At 36.8% G+C, this 26636-nt stretch carries 20 protein-coding genes, 1 tRNA gene and 6 pseudogenes; 12 read left to right on the top strand and 15 right to left on the bottom strand.

Annotated features, from left to right (window positions below; translation table 11 throughout):
* Nucleotides 1-7: 7 nt before the first annotated feature.
* From CWATDRAFT_RS05510 to CWATDRAFT_RS05520, 3 genes and pseudogenes are all read right to left on the bottom strand, one after another.
* A complete protein-coding gene (locus tag CWATDRAFT_RS05510) occupies nucleotides 8-649 on the bottom strand; it encodes a transposase (protein WP_007304078.1) in 642 nt (213 codons plus the stop codon).
* A gap of 64 nt (nucleotides 650-713) precedes the next feature.
* On the bottom strand, nucleotides 714-1295 hold the full coding sequence (locus CWATDRAFT_RS05515; protein ID WP_007303150.1) for a helix-turn-helix domain-containing protein: 582 nt from the start codon (nucleotides 1293-1295) through the stop codon (nucleotides 714-716).
* A gap of 57 nt (nucleotides 1296-1352) precedes the next feature.
* A pseudogene (locus CWATDRAFT_RS05520) lies at nucleotides 1353-2090 on the bottom strand (sigma-70 family RNA polymerase sigma factor); the annotation flags it as partial.
* A 239-nt stretch (nucleotides 2091-2329) separates the two neighbouring features.
* Between CWATDRAFT_RS05520 and miaA the strand changes: the two are divergent.
* The gene (gene miaA, locus CWATDRAFT_RS05525) at nucleotides 2330-3235 is read left to right on the top strand and encodes a tRNA (adenosine(37)-N6)-dimethylallyltransferase MiaA (protein WP_007304080.1); all 906 of its coding nucleotides are present in this window, start codon (nucleotides 2330-2332) and stop codon (nucleotides 3233-3235) included.
* Here the strand turns inward: miaA and CWATDRAFT_RS05530 are convergent.
* Both CWATDRAFT_RS05530 and crtA read right to left on the bottom strand, forming a co-directional pair.
* Nucleotides 3232-3960 carry a cyanoexosortase A system-associated protein gene (locus tag CWATDRAFT_RS05530; protein ID WP_007304081.1) on the bottom strand — a complete coding sequence of 243 codons (729 nt, stop codon included), beginning with the start codon at nucleotides 3958-3960 and terminating at the stop codon, nucleotides 3232-3234. The two genes, miaA and CWATDRAFT_RS05530, sit on opposite strands and share 4 nt — an antisense overlap.
* Nucleotides 3961-3997: 37 nt before the next feature.
* Nucleotides 3998-4789, bottom strand: coding sequence for a cyanoexosortase A (gene crtA / locus CWATDRAFT_RS05535; RefSeq protein ID WP_042711200.1), 792 nt, complete (start codon nucleotides 4787-4789; stop codon nucleotides 3998-4000).
* A gap of 81 nt (nucleotides 4790-4870) precedes the next feature.
* Here crtA and CWATDRAFT_RS05540 point away from each other — a divergent pair, with 81 nt between their 5' ends.
* Both CWATDRAFT_RS05540 and CWATDRAFT_RS32280 read left to right on the top strand, forming a co-directional pair.
* Nucleotides 4871-5452 carry a helix-turn-helix domain-containing protein gene (locus CWATDRAFT_RS05540; RefSeq protein WP_007303150.1) on the top strand — a complete coding sequence of 194 codons (582 nt, stop codon included), beginning with the start codon at nucleotides 4871-4873 and terminating at the stop codon, nucleotides 5450-5452.
* 64 nt (nucleotides 5453-5516) lie between these two features.
* A pseudogene (locus CWATDRAFT_RS32280) lies at nucleotides 5517-6158 on the top strand (transposase).
* Between the two features lie 92 nt (nucleotides 6159-6250).
* Here the strand turns inward: CWATDRAFT_RS32280 and CWATDRAFT_RS05550 are convergent.
* Together CWATDRAFT_RS05550 and CWATDRAFT_RS05555 are read right to left on the bottom strand one after the other, a co-directional pair.
* Nucleotides 6251-6880 carry a Uma2 family endonuclease gene (locus CWATDRAFT_RS05550; RefSeq protein WP_007304085.1) on the bottom strand — a complete coding sequence of 210 codons (630 nt, stop codon included), beginning with the start codon at nucleotides 6878-6880 and terminating at the stop codon, nucleotides 6251-6253.
* Between the two features lie 169 nt (nucleotides 6881-7049).
* Entirely contained in the window at nucleotides 7050-8342 is a 1293-nt protein-coding gene (locus CWATDRAFT_RS05555) for an ATP-binding protein (protein WP_007304086.1), read from the bottom strand.
* A 148-nt stretch (nucleotides 8343-8490) separates the two neighbouring features.
* Between CWATDRAFT_RS05555 and trpS the strand changes: the two genes are divergently transcribed.
* From trpS to CWATDRAFT_RS05570, 3 genes are all read left to right on the top strand, one after another.
* A complete protein-coding gene (trpS, locus tag CWATDRAFT_RS05560; RefSeq protein WP_042711262.1) occupies nucleotides 8491-9513 on the top strand; it encodes a tryptophan--tRNA ligase in 1023 nt (340 codons plus the stop codon).
* Between the two features lie 58 nt (nucleotides 9514-9571).
* Complete coding sequence (locus tag CWATDRAFT_RS05565) at nucleotides 9572-10468, top strand: methylenetetrahydrofolate reductase (protein ID WP_007304088.1); 897 nt, start codon at nucleotides 9572-9574, stop codon at nucleotides 10466-10468.
* 70 nt (nucleotides 10469-10538) lie between these two features.
* On the top strand, nucleotides 10539-11081 hold the full coding sequence (locus CWATDRAFT_RS05570; RefSeq protein WP_007304089.1) for a DUF2062 domain-containing protein: 543 nt from the start codon (nucleotides 10539-10541) through the stop codon (nucleotides 11079-11081).
* 29 nt (nucleotides 11082-11110) lie between these two features.
* Here the strand turns inward: CWATDRAFT_RS05570 and CWATDRAFT_RS05575 are convergent, their stop codons facing one another.
* On the bottom strand, nucleotides 11111-12187 hold the full coding sequence (locus CWATDRAFT_RS05575) for a coiled-coil domain-containing protein (protein WP_007304090.1): 1077 nt from the start codon (nucleotides 12185-12187) through the stop codon (nucleotides 11111-11113).
* A 234-nt stretch (nucleotides 12188-12421) separates the two neighbouring features.
* Here CWATDRAFT_RS05575 and CWATDRAFT_RS05580 point away from each other — a divergent pair, with 234 nt between their 5' ends.
* Together CWATDRAFT_RS05580 and CWATDRAFT_RS05585 are read left to right on the top strand one after the other, a co-directional pair.
* Nucleotides 12422-13567 carry a hypothetical protein gene (locus CWATDRAFT_RS05580; protein WP_007304091.1) on the top strand — a complete coding sequence of 382 codons (1146 nt, stop codon included), beginning with the start codon at nucleotides 12422-12424 and terminating at the stop codon, nucleotides 13565-13567.
* Nucleotides 13568-13583: 16 nt separating this feature from the next.
* Nucleotides 13584-14132 (top strand): annotated as a pseudogene (locus CWATDRAFT_RS05585) (pentapeptide repeat-containing protein); the annotation flags it as partial.
* Nucleotides 14133-14346: 214 nt separating this feature from the next.
* Here CWATDRAFT_RS05585 and CWATDRAFT_RS41640 read toward each other — a convergent pair.
* A pseudogene (locus CWATDRAFT_RS41640) lies at nucleotides 14347-15518 on the bottom strand (ISAzo13 family transposase).
* Between the two features lie 124 nt (nucleotides 15519-15642).
* Here CWATDRAFT_RS41640 and CWATDRAFT_RS41645 point away from each other — a divergent pair.
* Together CWATDRAFT_RS41645 and CWATDRAFT_RS05605 are read left to right on the top strand one after the other, a co-directional pair.
* Complete coding sequence (locus tag CWATDRAFT_RS41645) at nucleotides 15643-15939, top strand: pentapeptide repeat-containing protein (RefSeq protein WP_007304095.1); 297 nt, start codon at nucleotides 15643-15645, stop codon at nucleotides 15937-15939.
* Nucleotides 15940-15996: 57 nt separating this feature from the next.
* Nucleotides 15997-17621, top strand: a pseudogene (locus CWATDRAFT_RS05605) (IS1634-like element ISCwa1 family transposase).
* A gap of 340 nt (nucleotides 17622-17961) precedes the next feature.
* Here the strand turns inward: CWATDRAFT_RS05605 and CWATDRAFT_RS05610 are convergent.
* Both CWATDRAFT_RS05610 and CWATDRAFT_RS05615 read right to left on the bottom strand, forming a co-directional pair.
* Nucleotides 17962-18034 (bottom strand) — tRNA-Ile (locus CWATDRAFT_RS05610).
* 114 nt (nucleotides 18035-18148) lie between these two features.
* Complete coding sequence (locus CWATDRAFT_RS05615; protein WP_232287015.1) at nucleotides 18149-19738, bottom strand: fatty acyl-AMP ligase; 1590 nt, start codon at nucleotides 19736-19738, stop codon at nucleotides 18149-18151.
* Nucleotides 19739-19990: 252 nt separating this feature from the next.
* Between CWATDRAFT_RS05615 and CWATDRAFT_RS35535 the strand changes: the two are divergent.
* Nucleotides 19991-21476, top strand: a pseudogene (locus tag CWATDRAFT_RS35535) (IS1380-like element ISCwa5 family transposase).
* 224 nt (nucleotides 21477-21700) lie between these two features.
* Here the strand turns inward: CWATDRAFT_RS35535 and CWATDRAFT_RS31580 are convergent.
* The 4 genes from CWATDRAFT_RS31580 to rpaB form a co-directional block, all read right to left on the bottom strand.
* The gene (locus CWATDRAFT_RS31580; protein WP_007304101.1) at nucleotides 21701-22471 is read right to left on the bottom strand and encodes a glycosyltransferase family 39 protein; all 771 of its coding nucleotides are present in this window, start codon (nucleotides 22469-22471) and stop codon (nucleotides 21701-21703) included.
* A gap of 42 nt (nucleotides 22472-22513) precedes the next feature.
* Complete coding sequence (locus CWATDRAFT_RS31585; protein WP_050018334.1) at nucleotides 22514-22963, bottom strand: hypothetical protein; 450 nt, start codon at nucleotides 22961-22963, stop codon at nucleotides 22514-22516.
* A 28-nt stretch (nucleotides 22964-22991) separates the two neighbouring features.
* A complete protein-coding gene (locus CWATDRAFT_RS05635; RefSeq protein ID WP_007304102.1) occupies nucleotides 22992-23678 on the bottom strand; it encodes a glycosyltransferase family 2 protein in 687 nt (228 codons plus the stop codon).
* Between the two features lie 355 nt (nucleotides 23679-24033).
* Nucleotides 24034-24765 carry a response regulator transcription factor RpaB gene (rpaB, locus tag CWATDRAFT_RS05640; protein ID WP_007304103.1) on the bottom strand — a complete coding sequence of 244 codons (732 nt, stop codon included), beginning with the start codon at nucleotides 24763-24765 and terminating at the stop codon, nucleotides 24034-24036.
* Between the two features lie 247 nt (nucleotides 24766-25012).
* Here rpaB and radA point away from each other — a divergent pair, with 247 nt between their 5' ends.
* Nucleotides 25013-26578, top strand: a complete 1566-nt coding sequence (gene radA / locus CWATDRAFT_RS05645; protein ID WP_007304104.1) for a DNA repair protein RadA — start codon at nucleotides 25013-25015, stop codon at nucleotides 26576-26578.
* Nucleotides 26579-26636 lie beyond the last annotated feature (58 nt).

Here is a 26636-nt window from a genome sequence, read left to right on the forward strand (position 1 = left end):
CCACCAGTCACTTATGATCTTTAAAGCCCTTAAATTTCCAAACGAACGGCTTAGCAAAATGTTGATTAAAGTAATCAATAAAATTGAGAATTTTTTGGGATAGTTCTTCAGTTGAACGGACAGTAATTCTTTTGAGTAAACGCCTGACTAAGATCGAAAACCAACACTCAATTTGATTAAGCCACGATGTATGTTTGGGAATATAAACAAAGCGAATTCGATGAGATTCATCTGATAAAAAATCTGCTCTGCTGTCCATAGATTGCAAAATCCCCTCCTTTCCTTTTCTCCCCAAATCAATAGTAATTTCACAGCTTTCTGCTACTAATTTGACTAAGCTTTCCGATTTATGAGTGTTGAGTTGATCTACAATAAAAATCCATTCTGCTTTTTCATCAATCTTAATCGTTCTCTGGATATGTTCAGAAAAATCTTGTTCTGTTCTTGTCGGTCCAATAGAGGGACTAACAATTTTTCCTCTTGCCACATCCCAGTTCGCAATCAAGCTTAAAGTTCCGTGTCTTTCATATTCAAATTCGATTTTTTCTACTTGTTTAGGCTTGATTCTTTTGTTCGGAAATAATCTCTCAAGAGCTTGAATCCCTGTCATTTCATCTGTACTAATTAAATGAATTCCTTGTTCTAACAAAGTTTTAGCTTCTTGATGAAGTTCACAGATATATTTGACTTGCTTTTTAAATTTTAAGGGATCATCAATTTTGGCATTTAACCAGTAACGAACGAGATGTGGTTGTAATGTCGCTTCTTTTTAAAAAACGCCCCACACTACGGGGGGAAATCTTTTCGACAATTCCTCTTTTTATGGCTTCATCCGCCAACTCTGAAGGTGTCCAATGGCTCACTGGTCTGTCTGATTTTTCACATTCTTCACAAGCGATCGCTACAATCTGGACTACTTGTTCGACCGTAAAGGATTTTGTTGTTCCAGGTCTTGGGCGATCGCTTAAAATTCCTTTGATCAAGACCATTAATGCTTTCTCCGTTACCTGTTGTTCTTCGGCGGCACTCAGTTTTTCTCTCTCCTCAAACCATCGCGATCGCCACTGACGCACTTGTACCCGGTCTAATTCTAATCTTCGACTAATCGAACTATTGCTCTCTCCTGATGCTGCGGCTAAGATTAGCTTGGCTCGTCTAACAAGGCGATAGGGGTTTGTTGTCCCTCTCACTATTTGTTGGAGTACTGTTTTCTGTAGGTTGGAGAGGTTAATTGGCAATGCTTTTATCATGGACATCAACTTCGAGATTCTTCCGTTAGTTTCATTGAAACACATTGTCGTGGCTAGTCACGAAAGTTTCTGTAAAAATCTGGTGGATTACTTTCGCCAAGCTGCACTAGTAATACCTTGACGAATCCACCAATAAGCATAAGTGGAGAAACGATAGCCTTTAACGGGATCAAATTTTTCCACAGCTTTTTCTAATCCCAGGGTTCCTTCTTGGATTAAATCAAGTAATTCTAACCCTCGATGTTGATATTTTTTAGCTACAGAAACCACCAGACGTAAATTCGCTTTGATTATTTCGTCTTTGGCCTTAATTCCTGACTTTTGAATTTCCTCTAGTTCAGCAACATCCATATTGGCTAAAACAGCCCATTGACTCTTGCCTTGTACTAAAATTTCCTTTAATTCAAACACTGAAACTTCACTAGCTTTTGCCCATTTTTCCCAGGAAGGACGATGACCTAAATAAGCCATTAACTGGTCATGAATACCATGAACCTGAACAAATTGTTTCATGATCTCGTCGTCGTTTTCTGCTGCTTGGTTTCTGATTTCTAACAATTCAACGTAACGTTGAACCTGCCTCGACTTACTCACCTCTTCTTCTTTTGTTAGTAAGGGAACGCGGCCAATATCTTGGAGATATAAGCGAACTAAATCTGTGGTGACTCGATTAGTTGAAGGATCTGTTTCTGTAAAGTTTATGTTCTGTAATTCTAATTCAATCAAACTATCCCCTAATTCAGAAGCGATCTCGTTAACCTCTTGATCTGACTCTGTGATCGGTCTAATTTCAGGAGAATCAAGCTTATCAATATTGTTATAGGAAGATGTGGCTAACATAGGAATTTATTAGTAATGATTACGAGATCAAATGAGGACTTTCGACTTCCTCTGATTAACCATAGGATTCCCCAAATCAATCAAAAAACCTCATGCTCTTAATATTTGTTTAGATTTAATCAATCAATATTCAGTAGTTACACGGTTAGCGGTATTCTTTTTATTAAAAAATAACTGTAAATCCCACAGGTAAAATACATTTCTTGTTATCATAAAAGAAACTGTTAATATTTATTATTATGCCAAGGGGCTTGATCGTCGTTTGTGGAGCAACAGCAACGGGTAAAACAGCCTTAGCTTTAGAAATTGCTCAATCCATTAATTCTATTATAATTAGTGCGGATTCTCGTCAAGTTTATCGAGAATTTGATATTGGAACAGCCAAAGTAACTGGATCTGAAAGAGAGTTAATTCCTCATTATTTAATCGATATTTGTGAGCCAACAGAAACATTAACTTTAGCAGAATATCAAGAACAAGCACAAAATTTAGTTAAGAGTAATATAACAGAATTTCCGCTTTTAGTAGGAGGAACGGGACTATATATTAAATCTATTGTTAAAGGCTTAAAAATCCCTAGAGTTAGCCCACAACCTCAATTAAGACTACAGTTACAAGACTTAGGACAACAACAATGTTATCAAATTTTCAAACAAGTTGATCCTGTAGGAAGTGAAAAAATTCACGTCAATGATCAGGTGAGAACCCTGCGCGCTTTAGAAGTCTTTTATGCCACAGGAATTCCCATTTCCCAACAACAAGGAGAAAATCCACCCTCTTATCCCATTATACAAATTGGGTTAGATTGTTCTTCCGAAGAATTAAAGAAAAGAATTGTAGAAAGAACAAAAAAAATGATCGAGATGGGGTTGATTGAAGAAGTAGAAAAATTAGTGAAAAAATATGGTTGGGATTTACCTTTATTGAAGACATTAGGGTATGCAGAAATTATCAATTATCTGCGAGGAAAATTATCGTTACCTGAAGCAGAAAAAGAGATCATTTCTCATACCCGTCAGTTTGCTAAACGTCAGAGGACTTGGTTTCGTGCTTACCCAGAAATTGAGTGGTTTGACACCACATCATCTAATCTGGTTGAGGAAGTTTTGTCAAAACTAGAGAAGAGTTTGACGAGACTAAACTAATAATCAGGAAAGTTATTTTTCCACCAAGCATACCAGTCTAACCAAGCTTCTTCTAGCTTTTTCTCCGTTTCATTGAGTTCTTTATCATTAGTATCAATGTTGATAGTAAAATCTAATTCCTCTGATGAATTTGGGATAGACATAATAGTCCATAAACAACGGTATTCAACTAAATCTTGCTGTCCAATTAACCAGAGAAAAGTCCTTGTTAGTCCCCAACCGTGTAAATAGCGATTTTGATTATACTGACTTAGGGTAACAGTGGCCTCACCTTTAGCATTAATACAAGACCCCAAATAAGTTGTATTTTCGTGTTCAAAAAAAGCATAGTGACCGATACCTTTTTGATAGCGGATATAAGGGAAAATACTAGCTGCTGGCATCTTCATATCTTTGATCAAAAATTGGTTAAAACTACCGAAATACTTGTGATAGCGTATCTCTGCTTTTAATCTTTCTTGATCGTTAGTATATTCATATTTTCGAGCAAAATAATTTTCTGGTTCTGATGGTTCAGTTTTAGGTTGGTCTAGTAGTTTACTTTCAAGCAATTTCCATTGGGATAAAGGGACATTATCAGGAATAATAACTTCTTCAGTCTTACTAATTTTTTCAGTTTGTTCTGGAGAAATAAATGTATATATCAGCACTCCAGAAAGACCTAAAAAAACAAGTCCTAAAAGTCCAACTCTAGTTTGTTTCCACTCTATTGGTAAAGAATTCATATTTCTCAGGAAAAATGTAAAGGTATTTTTAATTAATTTAATCTTGTATTTCTAAGCTTAGAGGACGAATATAAGAAAACCAGCAAAATAAACCAAAGACAACCACAGATATCATAGCGAAAGCTAAGCTTCCGTCCTCTCCGTGCCAATAGTCAAAGGCTTCATCGGCAGATTGAGAAACAAAGTAAGTTAATAAACAAACTCGAATGCTATTAATAAAAAAACCAATAAACGGAGCTAAAAAAAGACAGATAATTTTCTGGGTATTTGTCAAAGGAACGATAAAAAACAGGAGAATAGCACAGATAAACATTAAGGTAACAATATCAAGTCCTGCACAAGCTGGTAGCACTTCTACTCTTCCTGTAGGTAAAATAATAGAAACTCCTTCCCGTAATGGTTGAAATCCCATTATGTACAAAAGAAAAGTAGAAAAAATAGCTGTTAGCTTTTCCATCTGAATCATTCTCAGGAAACGCATGACTATGGGGTACAGTAAAAAAAGGCTAAAAACTGATATTTCTTTCCAATAAAAACGAAACCCGTTAAACCCATCTGCTAGTAAAACTAAACCGATGGTAAAGATCACAGGAGACAAAAAGAAATGATAACCAGCCGGAGAGATACTTCTCAGCAAAGCAATAACCATTAACATGATTCCTAATAAGGTTGATGGTAAATTACTTTTTGATTCAAGTCCTAGTTCTTGGTATTTATCCCATAACAAAGAAGCGGCGGTTAACCAAATCAAAAGACTGACACTCATAACATTTTGATTACCGTCTTGTTCTAAAAGAGTAAAATGTATAGCTGTAATAGCAGCAGCTATTGCTAAAAGTAAATAGCTAGTGCAGCTTGGCGAAAGTAATCCACCAGATTTTTACAGAAACTTTCGTGACTAGCCACGACAATGTGTTTCAATGAAACTAACGGAAGAATCTCGAAGTTGATGTCCATGATAAAAGCATTGCCAATTAACCTCTCCAACCTACAGAAAACAGTACTCCAACAAATAGTGAGAGGGACAACAAACCCCTATCGCCTTGTTAGACGAGCCAAGCTAATCTTAGCCGCAGCATCAGGAGAGAGCAATAGTTCGATTAGTCGAAGATTAGAATTAGACCGAGTACAAGTGCGTCAGTGGCGATCGCGATGGTTTGAGGAGAGAGAAAAACTGAGTGCCGCCGAAGAACAACAGGTAACGGAGAAAGCATTAATGGTCTTGATCAAAGGAATTTTAAGCGATCGCCCAAGACCTGGAACAACAAAATCCTTTACGGTCGAACAAGTAGTCCAGATTGTAGCGATCGCTTGTGAAGAATGTGAAAAATCAGACAGACCAGTGAGCCATTGGACACCTTCAGAGTTGGCGGATGAAGCCATAAAAAGAGGAATTGTCGAAAAGATTTCCCCCCGTAGTGTGGGGCGTTTTTTAAAAAGAAGCGACATTACAACCACATCTCGTTCGTTACTGGTTAAATGCCAAAATTGATGATCCCTTAAAATTTAAAAAGCAAGTCAAATATATCTGTGAACTTCATCAAGAAGCTAAAACTTTGTTAGAACAAGGAATTCATTTAATTAGTACAGATGAAATGACAGGGATTCAAGCTCTTGAGAGATTATTTCCGAACAAAAGAATCAAGCCTAAACAAGTAGAAAAAATCGAATTTGAATATGAAAGACACGGAACTTTAAGCTTGATTGCGAACTGGGATGTGGCAAGAGGAAAAGTTGTTAGTCCCTCTATTGGACCGACAAGAACAGAACAAGATTTTTCTGAACATATCTAGAGAACGATTAAGATTGATGAAAAAGCAGAATGGATTTTTATTGTAGATCAACTCAACACTCATAAATCGGAAAGCTTAGTCAAATTAGTAGCAGAAAGCTGTGGAATTACTATTGATTTGGGGAGAAAAGGAAAGGAGGGGATTTTGCAATCTATGGACAGCAGAGCAGATTTTTTATCAGATGAATCTCATCGAATTCGCTTTGTTTATATTCCCAAACATACATCGTGGCTTAATCAAATTGAGTGTTGGTTTTCGATCTTAGTCAGGCGTTTACTCAAAAGAATTACTGTCCGTTCAACTGAAGAACTATCCCAAAAAATTCTCAATTTTATTGATTACTTTGATCAACATTTTGCTAAGCCGTTCGTTTTGAAATTTAAGGGCTTTAAAGATCATAAGTGACTGGTGGATTATTTTTGCTAAGCTGCACTAGTGTTCTCAGGTGAATGCTTTTTTTGGTGACTGATGATCGGGTAAGAAGGTTTCTTTTGGGTTTATTTATTATTATTCAACCATTGACGAAACTCCCTAATTAGTGCATTTTCTCCTATTTTTCCCCGTTTTTTTAAGAAGGTTAATATTACTGATTTTGATAAAATAGGTAAAACTTGGGAATAACTTTCTTCTTGATAACCGCCATCTTTTAGACAATAAATGAAGACATCTTGACCATTGAAACGCCATATTTCTCTCACTTTCAAGGACTCATAAATAGTAAAACGATTTAAAGAACTGCTGGTAATATCAATTTCTATAGCTAAATCTGGCGGCGGATCAATAGTAAAATCAAAATCAATTTTATCTCTAATTAAAGCTTCATTACTGATGTAATAACATTCATCGGGTTCAATTCCTTTTTGTAAATCTTCCCGACTTAAAGTTGTTGAACCAAGACTTAATATTTCTAATTCTAATACTTCTGTTGTTGTTTGTACCAGTCTTCCTAAAAAACCTTTATTGATTTCATGTTCTGGTAAAGGAGTCATAATTTCTAAATTTCCTTGATCATAACTTAATTTTTTACTAGGATTTTCTGCTAAATCTATAGCTAGTCTTTGATAGGTTTCCCATTTTATTCCTGTTAATACAGTTACATTTTTTGGCTTTAGTAATGTTTTGCTCATAGGGTTTGGTTCATGTTGTTGTATAAAAATCAATTAGAACATTTTTGTATATAGGGTTTCTCGGACTTATGAGGTACACCTAATATCGCGCCTCCGAACTCCTAACTCCTAACTCCTAACTCCTAACACTAGAAAACTCTGTACCTCAAAAGTATGAGAAGTGCTATATTTAACTCCTACCTCCTTCAATAGCTAATTCTCCTTGGAGAAAATTAATAAATTGTCTGGCAGTTCTTCCGGATCTGCCATTATGTTTAGTTGCCCATTGTTTTGCTCTAAATTCTAATTCATTTTTATCTATTTTTAATTTAATTTGTGAGGCTAAATGATGCACAATTTGTAAATAAGTATCTTGGTTTGCTGGTTGAAACGTTAAGGTTAAACCAAAGCGATCACTAAAGGATAATTTTTCTTGTACTGTATCCCAATGGTGTATTTCATCAGCATCTTTTGGACGAGGGCGATCGTCAAAATATTCCCTAATTAAATGTCGTCTATTAGAAGTTGCATAAACCACTACATTTTTCGCTTTTGCTGTGACATTTCCCTCCAAAACAACCTTTAAAGCTTTAAAAGCATCGTTATCTTCTTCAAAGGATAAATCATCCACAAAAATAATAAATTTTTGTGCTATCTTCCTCAATCTATCAACAATCATCGGTAAATTAGATAACTGAGACTTATTAACTTCTATTAATCTTAATCCCTGACAAGAATATTCATTCAATAAACTTTTAACCAGAGAAGATTTACCCGATCCTCGACTACCATATAATAAAATATTTAGAGCAGAATAACCCGATAACAAAATTTTTGTATTCTTAATCAATGTTTCCTTTTGACTCTCATAACCGACAATCTCCTTTAAAGTTATAGCATCGGGTTCACTGATACCAATTAATTGATTATCCTGCCATTTTAAAGCTTTATACTGGGCAAAAATTCCCGTTCCCTGTTGACGATAATGAGCAGCTAATTCTGGTAAACAATTTTCCCAATTATCTGTTTGATGAAGAAAAGTCTGCTCCTTATTTTCAAACTGTGCAATAAAAGGAGAAAAAGAAACATTAGCTGCTTCTTTAACCCATTGACTGATAGCTTCTAAGGGGAGATTATATAAAGTGTTGAGAATGCTTAAATCGTGTTCAGCAGCTTCGATTAAAGGTTGAGGTAAATTTTCTAAAGAATTATGTTGAACCTCTTGACTAAAAGGATTATCATCAATAAGAATTTTTCTAATAATATAATCCTGCCAACTAACACATCGAGACGCTAAACTTTTCACCCAAAGACCATAAACTTGAAGGCAATTGATATCAATTGGTTTCTGATTTCTAAAATAAATTAAGTCTAATATTTCTAAAAAAGCTTGTCCAACTTCATCCTCTAAAACAGATTGGTATAACAACAAAGAAGCAATTTTTTGGTGAATAAGATGATAATAGTTTAAGTCTTGATCCATGTTTCTAGACAGAAATAATATGATATTAGGGACATAATATATTATGCCCCTAGGCAACCGATCTGATAAATCTTTTTACAGAAGTTCCATAATCAGGCATAATCGAAAAGAAATAATAACATTAAACAAAAATTACCATAAAAGCAGAATGGGCAAACAAAGGGTATTATCAGGAGTACAACCCACAGGAAATCTCCACTTAGGGAACTATTTAGGGGCAATTCGTACCTGGGTAGATATGCAGGACAATTATGACAACTTTTTCTGCGTGGTTGATCTCCACGCCATTACCGTCCCTCACAACCCAAAAACCCTAGCCCAGGATACCTATACCATAGCAGCGCTTTATCTAGCCTGTGGCATCGATTTAGACCATGCTACCATCTTTGTTCAATCCCATGTTACAGCACATAGTGAATTGGCTTGGTTGCTCAATTGTATCACCCCTCTTAACTGGTTAGAAAGGATGATTCAGTTTAAAGAAAAAGCCCTTAAACAAGGGGAAAATGTTAGCGTTGGACTGTTAGATTATCCCGTCTTAATGGCTGCTGATATCCTACTCTATGATGCAGATCAAGTACCTGTAGGAGAGGATCAAAAGCAACATTTAGAATTAACCAGAGACATCGCTATCAGATTCAATGATCAGTTTGCCACTGATAAAGAAAATCCCGTTTTAAAACTTCCTGAACCCTTAATTCGTAAACAAGGGGCCAGAGTAATGAGTTTAACCGATGGAACCCGTAAAATGTCAAAATCAGACCCCTCCGATCTCAGTCGTATTAACCTTTTAGATCCCCCTGATCTCATCAAAAAGAAGATTAAAAAGTGTAAAACAGATCCCGTCAAAGGTTTAGAATTTGATAATCAAGAACGGCCCGAATGTAACAATTTATTGGGATTGTATACCCTATTATCAGGAAAAAGTAAAGAAGAAGTTGCCAAAGAATGTCAAAATATGGGATGGGGACAATTTAAACCCCTATTGACTGAGACAACCATAGAAGCATTGAAACCAATTCAAGAGAAATATCAGTCTATTATGAATGATAAGGATTATTTAGACTCAGTATTGCGAGAAGGAAAAGAAAAAGCCGAAACTGTGGCTCATGAAACCCTAACTAGAGTCAAAGACGCTTTAGGGTATCTACCCTTACCAAATAATAACTAATAACTGGTAACTGCTCACTGATAACTGATAACTTACCTATTACAACCTACCTAAATTTATGATTAACCATTTTCGTCAAGCCGTCCAAAACAAAGAATTTTTGATTACCGCAGAAGTTGCTCCCCCCAAGGGAGGCAACCCAACCAGAATGTTAGAGATGGCCAAACAGCTTAAGGGTAGGGTTCATGGGGTTAATATTACCGATGGTAGTCGTGCTGTGCTGCGAATGTCCTCTATGGCTGCCTCTGCCCTATTATTACAGTATGGCATCGAACCCATCTGTCAAATGACCTGCCGCGATCGCAATGCCATCGCTTTGCAAGCGGACTTGATGGGAGCTTATGCTTTAGGGTTACGGAATGTTTTAGCCTTGACAGGAGACCCCATTAAAGCAGGGGATCATAAACGTTCAAAACCCGTATTTGAGGTAGAATCAGTTAGATTACTAAAAATGATTGATAAACTCAACGAAGGTATAGATTTTAACGATAAAACCCTGGCTGATGAACCATTAGACCTCTTTCCTGGGGCGGCCGTTGACCCTCAATCTCGTAGTTGGTCAGGGTTACAAAAAAGATTCGAGCGCAAAGTAGCAGCAGGAGCGCAATTTTTCCAGAGTCAACTGATCACTGATTTTGAGAAGTTAGATAAATTCATGCACCAAATTGCGGCCAATAGTGATAAACCGATTTTAGCAGGAATCTTTCTCTTCAAATCCGCTAAAAATGCCCAATTTATTAACAATAATGTACCAGGGGTAGAAATACCCGAAAGCATTATTAAAAGATTAGGGGAAGCAGAAGAACCTTTAAAAGAAGGAATTAAGATTGCTGCCGAACAAGTAAAACAGGCTCAACAACTGTGTCAAGGGGTACATCTGATGGCAGTTAAACGGGAAGATTTAATCCCTGAAATTTTAGATCAGGCCGGTATTCCCCCTATGGTTTCTCAATGAAAAATCTATGTATGTATTGTGGAAAACATTGATAGCATAGAAAAAGACTAAAACCCTTACTTTTGATAAGATGTCTGTTGAGCAGCCCCCCCTCCCCGTGATTTTTCGAGAAAAGAAAGCCCCTCATCGTCCTCCGTATAAACGTAGTCGTTCTCAAATCAAGCGATCGTGGCGTTATTTTTATTTACGGTTTTTGCGATTACGGGGAACCCCTCACTATATTTCACGGGGGTTAGCATTCGGGGTGTTTGCAGGCTGCTTCCCTTTGTTTGGACTGCAAACCATCATTGGTGTCCTACTGGCCATTATATTTCGGGGGCATAAGTTAACGGCAGCAGCAGGTACTTGGGTGAGTAATCCTTTGACCTATGTGCCAATTTTGGCCTTTAATTATAAAATTGGCCAGTTTTTATTACGATTTAGTATTGGCAAAACCCAGGTTAGTCTTCCTGATAATTGGCAATCTTGGATAGAGTTAAAAGAATCAGGTTTAGTCTTTTTGATAACTTTATTTTTTGGTTGTTTAGTGGTCGGTTTAATCTCAGCTATTCTAACTTATATAGTTAGTGTACGGTTTTTGTCTCGTTGGCGTAAAAGACGTTACGGACTTTGAACAAGTTGAGAATTAAGCAACAAGAACCCCTACTGACGGCGTAAAAACGAAGGTAGATCCACTTTGTCCCTAACTGCATCTTCCTTACGATCAGGGGCTATACTAAAACTGAAAGGGGCTTTACTACTAAGCACTATCCCCTGTGGGTTAATCGCTATTTCTTCTTTCTGGCTCTCATTTTCCCCCTCATTGGTAGCGGTTTCCTCCTCAATATTATGCCGAGTTTTACTTAGAGATGGGGTTGGTGTCCCCTTGGAGTTGGCATCAGGGTTAAGGGAAAATAACTCTTCTAAGGTTTGATCAATGGGGTCTAAGGAATGATCAGAGGAATCAAGTTTGGTCGAAGAAGGGCTAATTTTCTCTTCTCGTGAACTAGACCAAGGTTGAATAGAGACAACATTAGGAGCAGTTTTCTCATCAACTGTGGTTTTTTCTGTGGGCTGAGGATTTTCAGTTTTTTTGCTATGACGACTGAGACATTGATCCAATGCCGATTTATACTGTAGGCTATAACGTTGCTGTCGTTGAAGACGTTGCTGCAACTCCTTAATTTGTTCTTCCTTAAAAACTAACTGGTGCTTATTTTGTAGGGTTTCTTCTTTGAGCAAGGCAGATTGCCGTTCTAAGCGAGCAAATGCTTCTTGATCCCCTTGCAATTGTTCTTTCAGGGATTCTACATGACTTTGTTGCTGTTGTAGCTCAGTTTGAGCGGTTTGGAGTTGTTCTCGCAGATGGCTGTTTTCAGCCTGGGTACTTTGAAGTTGGGCCGTTTGTTGGGAAAGCAAAGAGTTACGATGACGCGATCGCTCTTGATAATCCTGAAGTTCTTGCCGAGAGGCAGATAAATCTCGTTCCAAGGTGACAATGGTATCAAGAAGTTGCCTGTTTTGTCCCCGTAATTTACGGGCCAGGTTGAACCAGTCTTGAGTTAAAGGAATATCATGATCCTCAACAATGGAAACTTCTGTAATTTCTGATGATTCTTCGGTTTTCTTATTGCCTAAGTCCATAATAAAATCAGTATTAAGTGTTTGGTTAGGATCAGTCTCCCCTAAGTATGGCTCAAACTCAGGTTTAATCGGTTGATCGGAGTAATAGTTACCCATAGGAATATAACTTAATTTTAGCTATAGTAGTAAAGATGTTATTCCTCGAGATTTAGTTTCTTTGGGAGCATAACACCACTCAAGCACTGAAAACGTTAAACCTATGGACTCAGAAGTTAAGGATAGCCGATATTATGGATAACGAGGTGTGAAGCATTACTGTTTGAGATAAAGAAAAACCTTAATATATATTTATGAGTTAACATTAGTATTTTTTCTATTTAAGGGGTAATTATGCAATTATCATCTGATTCGTTTTATCAGGCTGTTCAATATCTAGAAGATCATCCTGAGTCAATCAGAGTCAAAAAATTAATCTTTTGTATTTGCCAAAAAAGTTGGGAAAATGATCTCAACATCCTCAATAGCTTCTCCATGGAAAGTTTGGTTAAAGACCTAATTACAGAACAAGAAAACCTGGAATTACTAACCCTTTCCTTATATAAATTAGTTAAAACCCTCAACCGTCCTAAAGTTTATGCTGGAGTGGCTAAAGCGATCATTGAACAACTTGGACCTATTTACCGTGAACTAGAGCAAGACAAAGAAGTAGTAGAGGTTTCCGCCGACCCTCAAGAAACTAATGTTTCTGATGAGAAGATTCTTTTAGAACAAGCAGTTAGCAATTTAACCAATCATCCCGAAACCGCTAGAATTCATAAGTTAGTTTATGCCATTAGCAAAAATAGTTGGGAAAACGATTTAGACCGCATTCAACATTATGGACTAAAAAACTTAATCACGGAAATGTTAGAAGTTTATCCTGATTATACTGTTCTCAAACAAGCTTTTGTCCGCTTGGTTAATAATATTAATAAAAAGAATTTATATATAGCCATTTCTAAAGTAATTCTCAATCAAATTTACGGATTATACGATATCTTAAAGCAAGAAAAAGTATTGCCTCAAGCCAATAGTAATAACTACAGCACTCAAATTATTGCCATTAATAATAGTGATAATTATCAAAGTATGGAGCCGTCTTCTAGAGGTGCATTTGAAACCTCTGTGATTGATGTGGCCTCAGAACAGATGATAACCGAGTTACAACAGGTACAACCCCCACCACCACCCTCTCCCCCCAAACCTACCTACGATATTTTTGAGATCCGTATGGAAATTATGCAATATACCAATCCCCTACGGGCTAAAATATTGTTGTTCTCTCTATTGTTTCATCCTTGGGATAGAAGTGGGCAAGATTGGTCAACTTTGAGGAGTTATACACTAGATGACCTATTAGAGCAAATTCTTCAGAGTGGTCGTTCAATTAGCGAAATTGAAGGAAAACTCTACAACATGGCCAGAGCCCTCCATGATCCCGATTCCCATTTACAAACGGCTAGTACCGTTGTTGAATCAGTCAAACCCTTTTTGTAATTTTGATTCCGTATCTATGAAACCCAGTGAACTAATCGAACGATATTCCGCCGGAGAAACCTTATTCAATGGCTTAAAACTGCCAGGAATTAACCTCGTTGGGGCAGATTTGATCGGCATTATCCTCAATGAAGCGGATTTACACGGGGCTAATCTCTTATTTTCTTATTTTAACCGCGCCAATTTAACCCAAGCTAATCTTGTGGGAGCCAACTTAAGTGGAGCAAATCTATCTCAGGCGGATCTCAGTGGGGCAGACTTACGGAATGCGACTCTTCACGGAACCCTACTACAAGGGGCAAATTTAAGGGATACGGATATTACTTTAGCTACTTTTCTCGATGCTAACTTAATTGCTGCCGATTTACGGGGGGCAGACTTAAGTGGGGCAACTCTTACTGGTGCTTGTCTCAGGGGGGCAAATATGCGTCAGGAAAAAAAGAGCTACTACACTAACCTCCAAGCTGCCAACTTAGCTAGGACCGATTTTCAAGGGGCAAACATGAAAGGGGTTGATTTGAGTCGGGCTAATTTGATGGGGGCTAACCTCAAAGAAGCTAAGGTGATTTCCAAGAAAAAGTTTCCCACCCATTCTCAGAATCTGTTTGTAGAACATCTCAAATAAGCGAAAAGGGAAAAATAAAAAGTTGTTCGCGGATACTTTCCGCGAACAAAAACCTCCCTATCTAAAAGAAAGAAATACGCTAACTTTTAAATTAGCTTTGACTATTTTTAAAAAGGAAATTCACTTAATTTTACACTCTTATTAACTTTTTAGACTAACTGGGTCTAATCAAAATATCCCATTTAGGTAAGTGAGGATTACGTTCTAAACGTTTCTCAATTTCCTTCATCTCTTTTTTCGTTAAAGAAATGCCTTTTTGATAAACTTTTTTACTTAACTTAACTATCGGATTTAAGCCTTTCCATGTCATAGTTTTTACCCAAGCTAACATCGTTTGAGCATTTCTCAGAAGTGTTCCGTTCCAATGCCTCTCTAAAATTCCCCAACATCTTTCTATGGAATTATATTTACTGTGATAAGGAGGAAAATATAGTAATTGAATAGATTTCTTAGTTTGGTCGGCAAACTCTACCATTCTCTTCAAAAATTGCCTTCTTATTCCACTATTTTCTGGTCCATTATCAACTTTAATTTGGATGTTCTCTAGTTGCTGCTTTTCAGTTATACTCAGACTTGTCCACCATTGCTCCAAGTTATCTACCATGAAATCACTCGTTTTATAAGAACTTCCAAAAGTTACATAAAGTTGCCCTGTATCTTCATCTACAATCCCACAAGGAACGTATTTTTCTTTAGTTCCCATATCATGATCTTGAGCTTGATTATAACCTCTGGTTTGTCCGCCACGTGAATATTCTCCTATTTCCACAGTTGCTTTACAATCCATACTTAAACGTTTCACAGAAGGGTCTTTTTTTCTATCTTTTTTCTCTATATTCTCTAAGATAGCGTCCGTCTCCGAGATTTTTTTTTAGGTTTAGCTTTTACCACTTTTCTTAATCGATAGCCCAAACGATTTAAAATATCTGCCATTGTCGAAGCAGCAGGAACCTCCTCTCCATTATATCCTAGATTTCTTAATTGTTTAATGGCTTCAGCCGCCGTTAATCTTGTATAGGCAATGGGGTTATTAAATGTGGGGTTTTGTTGTGCGTGAGCTTCGGCTATTTCTTTCAATGATTGGGCAACTATTGGGTATCTTTCCTCCCATTTTTTACATCCACTATTGACTGATTGTAATCCTAAACACACTATCCCAGTTCGTTTTTCATGTAATCCAAGTTGAACATTTTTTCTCCCCCAACCAAACACGATTTCGGTTTGTCTGGCACTTCCTCCACAATACTTGAGACACATTTCAGCTTGAAATGAACGACGCTCTGCTCCCGTCATTTTTGAGGCTGCTAAACGTAAATCATCGACCATCGACGGGGTTAAGGGATGATTTGTCTGTTTTAGCTTCAATTTACTCTCTCTAATCTTTTTACCTCTTCATTTTAATCTATTTCTTCTGTTTTTTCAGACAAGCCAATTATGAAATTTTAAAGTTGTGTACCAAGATCTGCTAACTCTCTGTTCCTTTTATTTCTTGAAAGCCTTTAGTCCAAGCGATTACCCCCTATGGGAAAAGCTTTCTCGGAAATCACCTAATTTAAGGGATGCTGACTTACGGAAAGCAGATTTAACCAATGCCAATCTCAAAGGGGCTTTACTGACGGATCCAAATTTAACGGGAGCAAAGTTGACTGGGGCTAATCTTACCAACCCAGATTCCGCACTTCAAAAAGTAGCATTAAATACTACAAGCCTGGGGTTAATAATTAAGTATAATTGCTTAAGCTCTTGAAGACAAAAAAGTGGGATAATTGCTTAAGTTGTTTCCTCTGTAAAAAAAGAGCGAAAAATGTCTTATTTAGAAGAAATACAAGTTAAAAATTTAGACCATTTAGGGATAGTAGCTGGTTTAATTGATGAAATAGGAATAGTCAAAATAATTAATAATAAATTAGGAATAGATGTTAGAGAAAAAATCTCAGCAGGTACAGTAGTTAAGTCTATTTTAATCAATGGACTAGGATTTGTTTCAAGACCTCTATATTTATTCAGTCAGTTTTTTCAAGATAAAGCCATTGAGAAATTGTTAGGAGAAAGAATTAAACCTGATTACCTTAATGATGATAAAATTGGGAGAGTAATGGATGAATTATATAAATATGGACTAAATGATATTTTTATTGAAGTAGTTTTAGAAGTAATTAAAAAATTTAAAATAGACCTTAAATACTCCCATTTAGATTCCACATCATTTCATTTAGATGGAGAATATAAAAGGGAAGAAGATAAAGAGAAACAGGAAGAAGAAAAAATTATTAAAGAAAGACCAATTTTTATTAAGAAAGGATATTCTCGGGATCATAGACCAGACTTAAAACAATGTGTCTTGGATTTAATAACAAGCCAAGATGGAGATATTCCATTATTTGTGAGAGTAGGAGATGGAAATGAATCTGATAAAGCTGTATTTGGAAAAGTTTTAGTAGAATTCAAAAAGCAAATAAAGTTTGATAGTATCATGGTTTGTGATAGTGCTTTATATGGTCAAGAAAATCTCCAACTAATCCAACATTTAAAATGGATAACGAGAGTTCCAATGACCATAAAAAAAGCAAAAGAATTAGTGCAAAATATAGAGGTGGAAGAAGTAAAAGATGAAGATAAAGAAAAAAGAAGTGACCTAAATTTAGAAAGTTATACCTGGAAAGAAGAAATTGTTACTTATGGTGGAATCAAGCAAACTTGGTTAATAGTCTTGAGTGAAAAAAGACAGAAAAGTGATTTGGAAAAACTAGAAAAACAACTTTTCCAAGAAGAGAAGAAATCCCAAAAATTTCTTAAAGAAATACAATCTGAAGAATTTGAACATCCTCAAGCTGCTCGATATAAATTAAAAGCTATTAATAAAAAATTAAGATTGTTGGAAATAAAAGAAGTTGAACTGATTGAAACTTACTCGAAAAAAAGGAAAAGATTTATAAAATGATTAGTCTGATCATCAAAAAAGATGAAGAGATAAGTAGAAAGACTAAAGAAGCAGGAAAATTTATTTTAGCAACTAACTTAGTAGAGGAAAATAAATTAGAAGCTAGTGAAATTCTGATAACTTATAAAAACCAGCAATCTACGGAAAGAGGATTTCGATTTTTGAAAGATCCCTTATTTTTTACTGATAGTTTCTTCGTTGAAAAACCAGAAAGAATAGAAACAATGTTATTTTTAATGTCTTTGTGTTTGTTGATTTATAACTTGGGGCAAAGAGAATTAAGAAATTGTTTAAAAAGAGTCAAAAAAGGAATAAATAATCAAGTAGGGAAAGTAACATTGCGTCCGACTTTGAGGTGGATATTTCAATGTTTTCAAGGTATTCATTATGTGATTTTAAACGGAGTTAAACAAATTGTCAATTTAACAGAAGAAAGGCGTTTTATATTGAGTTTATTACCTGCATCTTGTCAAAGATATTATCTATAAATTGAATTGAATAAAGCAAAAATAATAAAAGAATAAGAGTCTAATGATATCAAATGAGAAGAGGAAACTCTCCTTCGTTTGTGCTGAGTCTTGCTAAGTTTTCAATAAGTATAAATCTTCTTAATTTGATTATTTTTCCTAAAAATTTAATGAAAAGAGAAATATTCTTGCCCAGGTATGATTTTCGGACTTTTTAAAACTATGTATTTTTTTATACTACATTTTGAAGTGCGGAATCTGGGCTTCAATATAAACAGTTAGAATTAGATTTAATATTTAGTAGAGGAACGAAAACCAACTCATAGGATCTTCGTTATCGTTTATTGATGCAATTAAAAAATCCAGGGTGCAGGAGTTGAACCTGCCTAGCACGAATTATGAGTTCGTTGCCTAAACCGCTCGGCCAACCCTGGTTATCAGCATAATAGTTTTATGCGTTTCCCAATTATAGCGTTTTTGGGGCTTACCTTCTACTACCTAGTTCAGATTCGGCCAACCCCCCTTACAAAGGGGGGCTAAAAAGGTGATTAACCAGCAGCAAATTTGTCCATAACTTCAGCATTATCGCTCCAAACCGCAGCAATATTAATGCTTCCATTCAAGAAGTTTTGGCGACAAGCACGACGTTGAATTTTCCCACTGGCGGTTTTTAACACGGTTCCTGACTTGGCTAAAACGATCGCATAAGTTTGGATTTCGTGTTCTTCGGCAATTTCTTGGCGAATATCTCCCAATAATTGCTCAAAATCCAATTCCCCACTGCGTCTTTCTAACTCCTGGACAACCACTAATTGTTCTTCTCCATCCACCTCAACGGAAAAAGCCGCCCCATAGTCAGAACGAAAAACAGGGTTAAGATGTTGTACAGTCCACTCAAGATCCTGGGGATAATGGTTGGTTCCTCGGATAATAATTAAATCTTTCATCCGCCCGGTAATATAGAGTTCTCCGTCTTTGAAAAACCCTAAATCCCCTGTTCTTAAAAAGGGACCTTCCTGAGTATCCTTGATATAAGCTTGAAAGGTTTCTTTTGTAGCATCTTCCCTTTGCCAATACCCTTGGGCCATACTGGGGTCAGATACCCATATTTCTCCTACTTCATCCTCAGCGCAACGGGTTAAGGTATCGGGGTTGACGATCGCTAGATTTGTTTCACATACCAACCGTCCACAACTGGCCATGACACGGGTTCCTTTTTCCTGTTGGGGATCGGCTTCAACAACTTTATCTTGTTCCATGGCCGAAGCATCGACACAGGTAAACACTGGATGGGTTCCTTTGGGTTTACTGGATACCAGTAGGGTATATTCGGCTAACCCGTAAGCAGGGGCAAAGGTTTCCCAACGAAACCCACAAGGGGAAAAAGTTTCCACAAAATTCATCATCACCTTGGGGTTAATGGGTTCAGCAGCGTTTCCTGCCCCTTCCCAGCTACTCAAGTCTAGTTGTCCTACATCTTTACTTTTGAGGCGACGTAAACAGAGATCGTAGGCGAAGTTGGGGGCCTGGGAATGGGTGACTTTATATTTAGTGATGTTCTTTAACCATTGAATGGGACGCTTAATAAAGGAAAAAGGAGACATCAAATAACAAGGGGTTGCGTTGTACAAAGGAACCATCATCCCTTCTACTAACCCATAATCATGAAAATAGGGCATCCAAGTATGGGTAATACTATTTTCATCGTAGCCACAAGCTCGTTGTAAATAGCTGGCGTGGTGCATTAAGTTAAAGTGGGATAACATAACCCCTTTGGGGGTAGAAGTGGACCCAGAGGTGTATTGTAAGTAGGCTAATTCGTCCTTATCCACCTGGGGATCTTGCCAACCCTCAGCCAAGGATAAATCCACTGTAGCGGTGTCTATCCACTTCATTTGGTCAAATTCTGGAAATTCTCCTTTTACCCCTTCTACAAGGGATAAAATAGCCTCTGTAGTTAAGGCAAAAGTAGCGTTAGCATCCTTAACAATAGCCCTGAGTCGGGGTAAGGTTCTTTTTAATCTTCCTGACTCTGGTGGGGGAACGGGAATAGCGATGACACCAGCATATAAACAACCACAGAAGGCTGCTATTACTTCTAACCCTTGGGGATATAAGAGTAAACCCGAATTTCTCACAAAATCTGCGATCGCCAAACACAGAAGCCTTACAGGAAGTGGGTTTGAACAGAGCGATCGCAGATTTCCCCAACCAACAGTCTGTTGTCAGATTTTAAGTTAAAATCAACCCGAATTAGACAAAGATGAAAAGATAAATCAATCACTCATTTTTCCAAAAAAATTATTAATAAAATCTCTAATAGTACTAGATTGTTAGAATAAAATATGCTATAATTTAATTATTAAAGCAATTTACCTTAAACTGATTTAATGAGTCCCAGTCATCCCCGAACCCCTCGTCAAGTAATCAACTTTAGTAAACAGAAAGGAAAAGAAATAATCACTAATTTTGATGGGGGACTAATCACTTCAGATGCGGGGATTGTCTGGATAGCTGAGTTGGATAAAAAACTGGGAATTACCGAGAAGTTTGGTAACTGTTTTCAAGATCATCGTCATCAATCTTATGTAGATCATTCCGTTCATGAGTTATTAGCACAAAGGCTTTATGGAATTATTTTAGGCTATGAAGATGTCAATGACCATGATAAATTACGTCACGATCCTGCCCTTAAGATCGCTTTAGAAAAGCTTAATGAACTTGAAGATAAAAGGGGATGGTTAGCTGGAAAAAGTACAATTAATAGATTGGAATATTGTCCTGAGACTATTCTCGACCAAAAAACGAGTCGTTATCATAAAATAGAACCCAACTTTGAAGCCATTGAAAAATCTTTTGTCGAATTTTGTTTAGAGTCTTATAAAAAACCTCCCTTAAGTATTATATTAGATATGGATGTCACGGATGACCAAGTACATGGTAATCAAGAAGGGGCATTTTTTAATAGTTATTATCACGGAGTATGTTATGCTCCTTTATATATTTTCTGTGGGCATCATTTATTAGTTGCTAAACTTCGTTCATCTAATGTAGATCCAGCCGATGGAGCCTTAGACGAATTACAAAGAATTATCGGACTAATTAGAGAAAAATGGTCAGAGACTCATATCCTAGTTAGGGGTGATAGTGCCTATGCCCGTGAAGAAATCTTCTATTTTTGTGAAAATCAGCCTTTAGTTGATTATGTTATAGCTATGGGAACAAATGGCGTTCTTAAGTTACGAGCGGATGATGTAATTGAAAAAGCCAAACATGAATATGAAAAAAAAACTAGCTCCAATAACTGAATTAATGGATAGTTTATTTCAGAAAAAAGAAGATTTAGAAGAAGTTAAAAAATTAGTACCAATTTCTACTTGGTATCGCTCTATTCGTTATAAAACAGAAAAGTCATGGAGTTGTCAAAGAAGAGTAGTGACAAAAGTTTGTTATGGAAGTGATGGCTTAAAAATGCGCCAGGTGGTGACATCTTTGCCCGCTTCAAAAATTCCACCCTCAAAACTTTATACAAAAAAATACTGTCCGAGAGGCGAGATGGAAAATCGGATTAAAGAACAACAATTAGACTTGTTAGCTCATAGAACTTCAACTCAAACATTTCAAAGTAATCAACTAAGATTATGGATACATTCCTGGGCTTATGTTCTCATAAATGCTTTTCGTCAACACTGTTTAAAAAAAACTTCATTGGCTAAAGCAACTGTGGGAAGAATACGTCTAAATCTTCTTAAGTTGGGAGCCAGAATAAAGATTAGTTGTAGAAGAATTATTATCGCTATAGCTAGTGCTTGTCCTTATCAAGATATTTTGTCTATTGCTAACAAAAGAATTAAAACTATTCCTGATACTGGATAAGTAGAATAAGTTGTTTTTTAAAAAAGATATCTATCATAAGTTGTTGACTGACTGATACTTTCATTTAGTCTTATTTATAGTGGAGAAAATCAAAAGTTAATATAATTATTCCCTCTTAAACTCAATTTTTGGATAATCAAAGTCAATTTTTTTATTCATCTATATTCAAAATTTCTATTAGTCCTAAAAATTATCATTTTTCATCTCTGGATTGGGCTTTCAAATTAATTTGTGAGAAATCCGGGTTCATGGGGTGTCCATAATATATTAAATGCAGGAGTAAAGTCTTTTCCAATACCTGCATCACCCAGTAAAGGTTGTAACCAAGAGTCATAAGTGTTCTGCAAAGTATTAGATAGGGTTAAGCCCGAGATGCTCTCAAATAATATGTCACCTAATTTTAAAAAGTGTACACTTTGAAAAACATATCTAACTAAATTGGCAACAGCACCTTTTAAACCGTCAGATTGTTTATGGATAGAAGTAAATGTTTCCGCCCCTGACCATCCCCCCAAAAAATAATGGTTATGTATAAATAACCATAACTGTGATAGTATTACTATGGGAATAATTAATAGAATAAAAGGTAAACTATTGTCTGCTATTAACTTTATCAATACTCCCACTTTATACTTTTTCAAAAGTAATAGTCCGAAAAATAAACTGAAAGGAAGAATAAAACCAAGAAAACTTGTTTTAGCAAAAATGCCAAAAGCCAGACCCAATGTTAGTAGTATAACGTCAGTTAAAGTTAACTTTTCTAACAATCGATGAACCGTTAAAAAACAAAAAATTGCTGTAGCTGCTGTGATGATATCATTTTTTGTTGAGGTACTTTGATATACAACTTCAGGTAAGCTGATGATTACAAGAGTTGCCATTAACGAAATTTGAGAACTTGTATATCTTCGGCATAAAGCGTAGGTTCCTAACCCAATGGAAACATAAGCTAAAAAACTAAATATTCCAATTCCATAATCTGTGTAAAATCTCAAAAAAATATGGTGTAAAATATCAGAACCAACAGGAAATACGGCTTATCGGTGAGTTGTAATCTCAGTTAGATAAAGTGATTTTTCTTGCTGAAAGAGCATCACTCTAGCTAAATTATAGGTCATACTATCCCAATTAGCAGGAGGAAGTAAAACGGCCTGTAAACCAAGGTAAGTCCAAGGGATTGATAACAATCCGACAATCAATTTATATTGACTACTAAAATTTTTAAATCTCTGATAAAAATATATAAGGTATTTACTACGCTTTTTGAGGATGAAAAGACTAATAATTATTAGAACTCCTTCTAAGGCAAATGCTAGGTTCGGTTGACCTAGTAAAAAAGCAGTTTGAAAAATCAATGAAAGAGTTATAAAAGTGATAATTATTCCTGATGATAAGGCTTCAGAAATTCTAAGTTGAGTTCGATATATGAGGACACTTGCTCCAAGACAAAGCAGAAGAATCTCTAAGATTGAAATAACAACTATCATTAGTATTTTGTCTATGGTTTGTGATAAGTTAAGTTAAGTTATATTTAAGAATACAATAAATGGCTCTAAATCCATCTTTCCAACCGATTTTTTTGCCTTCTTTATAGGTTCTACCATAGTAAGAAATACCAACTTCATAAATACGACATCCCATTTTAGCGAGTTTTGCCGTTATTTCTGGTTCAAACCCAAAACGACTTTCTTTGATTTTAATAGATTGGATAACTTCTCGTTTAAATGCTTTATAACAGGTTTCCATGTCTGTTAAATTAATGTTAGTCAACATATTGGATAATGTCGTTAAAAATTTATTACCCACCATGTGCCAATAATAAACGACTCGATGGGGACGACTTCCCTGGAAACGAGACCCAAAAACCACATCCGCTTTACCTTTGATAATAGGTTCTATCATTAAAGGATACTCTTGGGGATCGTATTCTAAATCAGCATCTTGAACAATTACTATATCTCCAGTAACCACAGCAAACCCTGTTCTTAATGCAGCCCCTTTCCCCTTATTTTTATGATGATAAATAACTTGATCGACTAATGGTTCTAGTTTAGATTCTAAAAGTCTTCTGGTCCCGTCTGTTGAGCAATCATCCACTATGACAATCTCACAATTTTTCACAGGAGATGCTTTAACAGCTTCAATAACTTGACCAATAGTCCCAATTTCATTAAAACAGGGAATTACAACAGATAATTTCATGTTTTTAACTTCCTACACACCACAAATAAGCCATTTTTGACCTTCAAGAGCATAAACATCTAAGCCTTTGTCTGTCAATTCACGGAGAAAGACGATTATTAAGTATCAAAAGTTCCCAATTTTATCATTTTCCCTGTTTTCAGGAGAATTGTCTTTTCTAACACCTTCATTATCTTGGTTAAATCTCGTGCATAAGCCCCACGCCATAAATACTATAAAAAACAACTATATTTTGGCGTGGGACGGTTGCTCAAATGATTTGCCGTGCAACGACAAATCCGCAACCTCATGAATTTCGAGCAACAAATTAACTGCGTAGCATCCACTTACCTAGATAATATGGGAGCATGAAAGCTTATGGTTCCTCACCAGGTTCTAAAATCCGTTGAAATAAATAACCTGTTCCTCTGGCCGTTAAAATCAGTTCAGGGTTACTGGGATCATCTTCTAATTTTGCCCGCAAACGAGAAATATGAACATCTACCACTCTTGTATCCACATGACGTTCAGGGGTATAACCCCAAACTTCCTGCAATATTTCTGAACGGGAAAAAGGTTCCCCGGAACGACTAACCAATAACTCCAATAAACTAAATTCCATCCCAGTCAAGCGAATACGCTCATCTCCCTTGTAAACCTGACGTTTATTGGTGTCAATTTTAATCGAAGCAATGGCAATGACTCCAGAACTAGGAATACCTGGTGCGCCATTTTTTTCCACCCGTCTCAACACAGAACGAATTCTCGCTTCTAACTCTTTCGGTGAAAAGGGTTTGACCACATAATCATCAGCACCTAGTTCTAACCCCGTGATGCGATCGGCCACATCCCCTAAAGCGGTTAACATTATAATAGGGATATCTGACTCTTTGCGTAACTCCTGACAGACTCCATAACCATCTAATTTAGGCATCATCACATCCAATACCACCAAGTCGGGAATAGCCTCATGAAAGATATCTAAAGCTTCCTCACCGTCAGCAGCCGTTACTACATCGTAGCCAATCATAGAAAGACGGGTTTCCAAAATACGACGGATACTAGCTTCGTCATCCACCACTAAAATTTTCTCTTTTTGTGTTTCCAATGTTGCCCACGCTCCCTAATACTAAGTAAAATTGCTAATCTTTAAGTTGAATGGCTGACCGGGGATCTCTTTAAGATCGAGAATATCCCTTTTTTGCTATCCTTAAGCCTAAATTCTTGCTTTAGAATCTAAACATCATCTGAGTTTACAGAGAGTTACTCCCTTAATACTCCTTATCATTTTCTAGGGTTTTCCCCTCAATATCCAGTATTTTTTTAATTTTTTTAACGTTTCTTTAAATTTGATTATGGCTAAAACAAAAATTGTTTATGTTTGTAGTGCTTGTGGTGCAGAGTCGCTTCAATGGTTCGGCAAGTGCGAAGCTTGTGGGGAATACGGAACCCTAGAAGAACAAACGGTCAATAGTTCATCCTCCCCTGTGGGGGCGGCCAGAAGTGGCTGGCAATCTAATAATCGCACAGATAACAGGTCTGCTACTGCACCTAAACCACGGATTTCTGTCCCTTTTAATGATATTACAGAAGAGGAACAAGCACGCTTTCAATCCGGTTATAACGAGTTAGATCGGGTGTTGGGGGGTGGGGTGGTGCCGGGATCTTTAGTTTTGATCGGGGGTGATCCGGGTATTGGCAAATCTACTTTATTATTACAAACTGCTAACCAATTGTCCCAACGATTATCCCGTATTTTATACGTTTCTGCTGAAGAGTCAGGCCAACAAATTAAGTTACGGGCATCTCGTTTAGGAGTGGCAGAAGCTAGTAGTATAACCGCTGCTAAACAAGCAGAAAGTAATGGTAAAAATGGCAAGGTTAAAAGTAAAAAAAAGGAAGAAGAAAAACTAGATAAAGCTAATCTTTTTATTCTTCCTGAAACAGACTTAGAAGAGATTTTGAGGGAGTTAGAATCCCTGCAACCTCAAGTGGCTATTATTGATAGTATTCAAACTCTCTATTTCGCTGCTTTGACTTCTGCACCGGGTTCGGTTGCTCAAGTTAGGGAGTGTACTTCGGCTTTAATGCAGGTAGCTAAACGGGATAATATTACTCTGTTTATTGTTGGTCATGTCACCAAAGAAGGGGCGATCGCAGGGCCAAGGGTTTTAGAACATTTGGTAGACACGGTGTTATATTTTGAAGGCGATCGCTATGCCTCCCATCGTCTGCTGCGATCCGTAAAAAATCGTTTTGGGGCCACCCATGAAATCGGTATTTTTGAAATGGCAGAACATGGTTTAGTGGAAGTAGATAACCCCTCAGAATTGTTTTTGGGCAACCGAGATGAGTTTGTCCCCGGAACCGCTACTGTTGTCGCTTGTGAAGGCACTCGTCCCATCCTTGTAGAGTTACAAGCGTTAGTCAGTCCCACTAGCTATGCTTCCCCTCGTCGTTCCACTACAGGAGTGGAATATAGTCGCTTACAGCAGATTTTAGCTGTGTTAGAGAAAAGGGTGGGTATTCCCTTGTCAAAATTAGACGCTTATGTAGCTTCGGCCGGTGGTTTAGGGGTAGAGGAACCGGCCGCAGATTTAGGGGTGGCCATCTCCCTTGTGGCCAGTTTCCGCGATCGCGTGGTAGATCCGAGAACTGTGTTGATAGGAGAAGTGGGTTTAGGGGGACAAGTTCGTTTAGTCTCTCAGATGGAATTAAGATTAAAAGAGGCAGCTAAGTTAGGGTTTAAAAGGGCGATCGTTCCTAAAGGACAGAGTTTTGCTGAGGATATTGGTATCGAAATTATCCCTGTTGGAAAGGTGATTGATGCCATTATTGCTGCCATTCCTCCTCAACAAAAGTTTGGTAAAGATTTAGATGATTTAGGAGAAGGAGAAGAAGATAATCCTGAAGACTTTTAAAACTTAGAAATGTACAATATAGCAATCACAATCATGATTTATGAGACCTTGAGTTCCC

This window comes from Crocosphaera watsonii WH 8501, from assembly GCF_000167195.1.
Taxonomy (GTDB): domain Bacteria; phylum Cyanobacteriota; class Cyanobacteriia; order Cyanobacteriales; family Microcystaceae; genus Crocosphaera; species Crocosphaera watsonii.

Excerpts from the sequence above, each read along its gene's own strand:
- CWATDRAFT_RS05540 (WP_007303150.1), top strand. The coding sequence starts at position 4,871 with ATGTGTTTCAATGAAACTAACGGAAGAATCTCGAAGTTGATGTCCATG.
- CWATDRAFT_RS05550 (WP_007304085.1), bottom strand. The coding sequence starts at position 6,880 with ATGAGCAAAACATTACTAAAGCCAAAAAATGTAACTGTATTAACAGGA.
- CWATDRAFT_RS05580 (WP_007304091.1), top strand. The coding sequence starts at position 12,422 with ATGCAATTATCATCTGATTCGTTTTATCAGGCTGTTCAATATCTAGAA.
- CWATDRAFT_RS05555 (WP_007304086.1), bottom strand. The coding sequence starts at position 8,342 with ATGGATCAAGACTTAAACTATTATCATCTTATTCACCAAAAAATTGCT.
- CWATDRAFT_RS05530 (WP_007304081.1), bottom strand. The coding sequence starts at position 3,960 with ATGAATTCTTTACCAATAGAGTGGAAACAAACTAGAGTTGGACTTTTA.
- CWATDRAFT_RS05570 (WP_007304089.1), top strand. The coding sequence starts at position 10,539 with ATGTCTGTTGAGCAGCCCCCCCTCCCCGTGATTTTTCGAGAAAAGAAA.
- CWATDRAFT_RS31585 (WP_050018334.1), bottom strand. The coding sequence starts at position 22,963 with ATGATAGTTGTTATTTCAATCTTAGAGATTCTTCTGCTTTGTCTTGGA.
- trpS (WP_042711262.1), top strand. The coding sequence starts at position 8,491 with ATGGGCAAACAAAGGGTATTATCAGGAGTACAACCCACAGGAAATCTC.
- CWATDRAFT_RS05575 (WP_007304090.1), bottom strand. The coding sequence starts at position 12,187 with ATGGGTAACTATTACTCCGATCAACCGATTAAACCTGAGTTTGAGCCA.
- CWATDRAFT_RS05565 (WP_007304088.1), top strand. The coding sequence starts at position 9,572 with ATGATTAACCATTTTCGTCAAGCCGTCCAAAACAAAGAATTTTTGATT.
- radA (WP_007304104.1), top strand. The coding sequence starts at position 25,013 with ATGGCTAAAACAAAAATTGTTTATGTTTGTAGTGCTTGTGGTGCAGAG.
- CWATDRAFT_RS05635 (WP_007304102.1), bottom strand. The coding sequence starts at position 23,678 with ATGAAATTATCTGTTGTAATTCCCTGTTTTAATGAAATTGGGACTATT.
- CWATDRAFT_RS05515 (WP_007303150.1), bottom strand. The coding sequence starts at position 1,295 with ATGTGTTTCAATGAAACTAACGGAAGAATCTCGAAGTTGATGTCCATG.
- miaA (WP_007304080.1), top strand. The coding sequence starts at position 2,330 with ATGCCAAGGGGCTTGATCGTCGTTTGTGGAGCAACAGCAACGGGTAAA.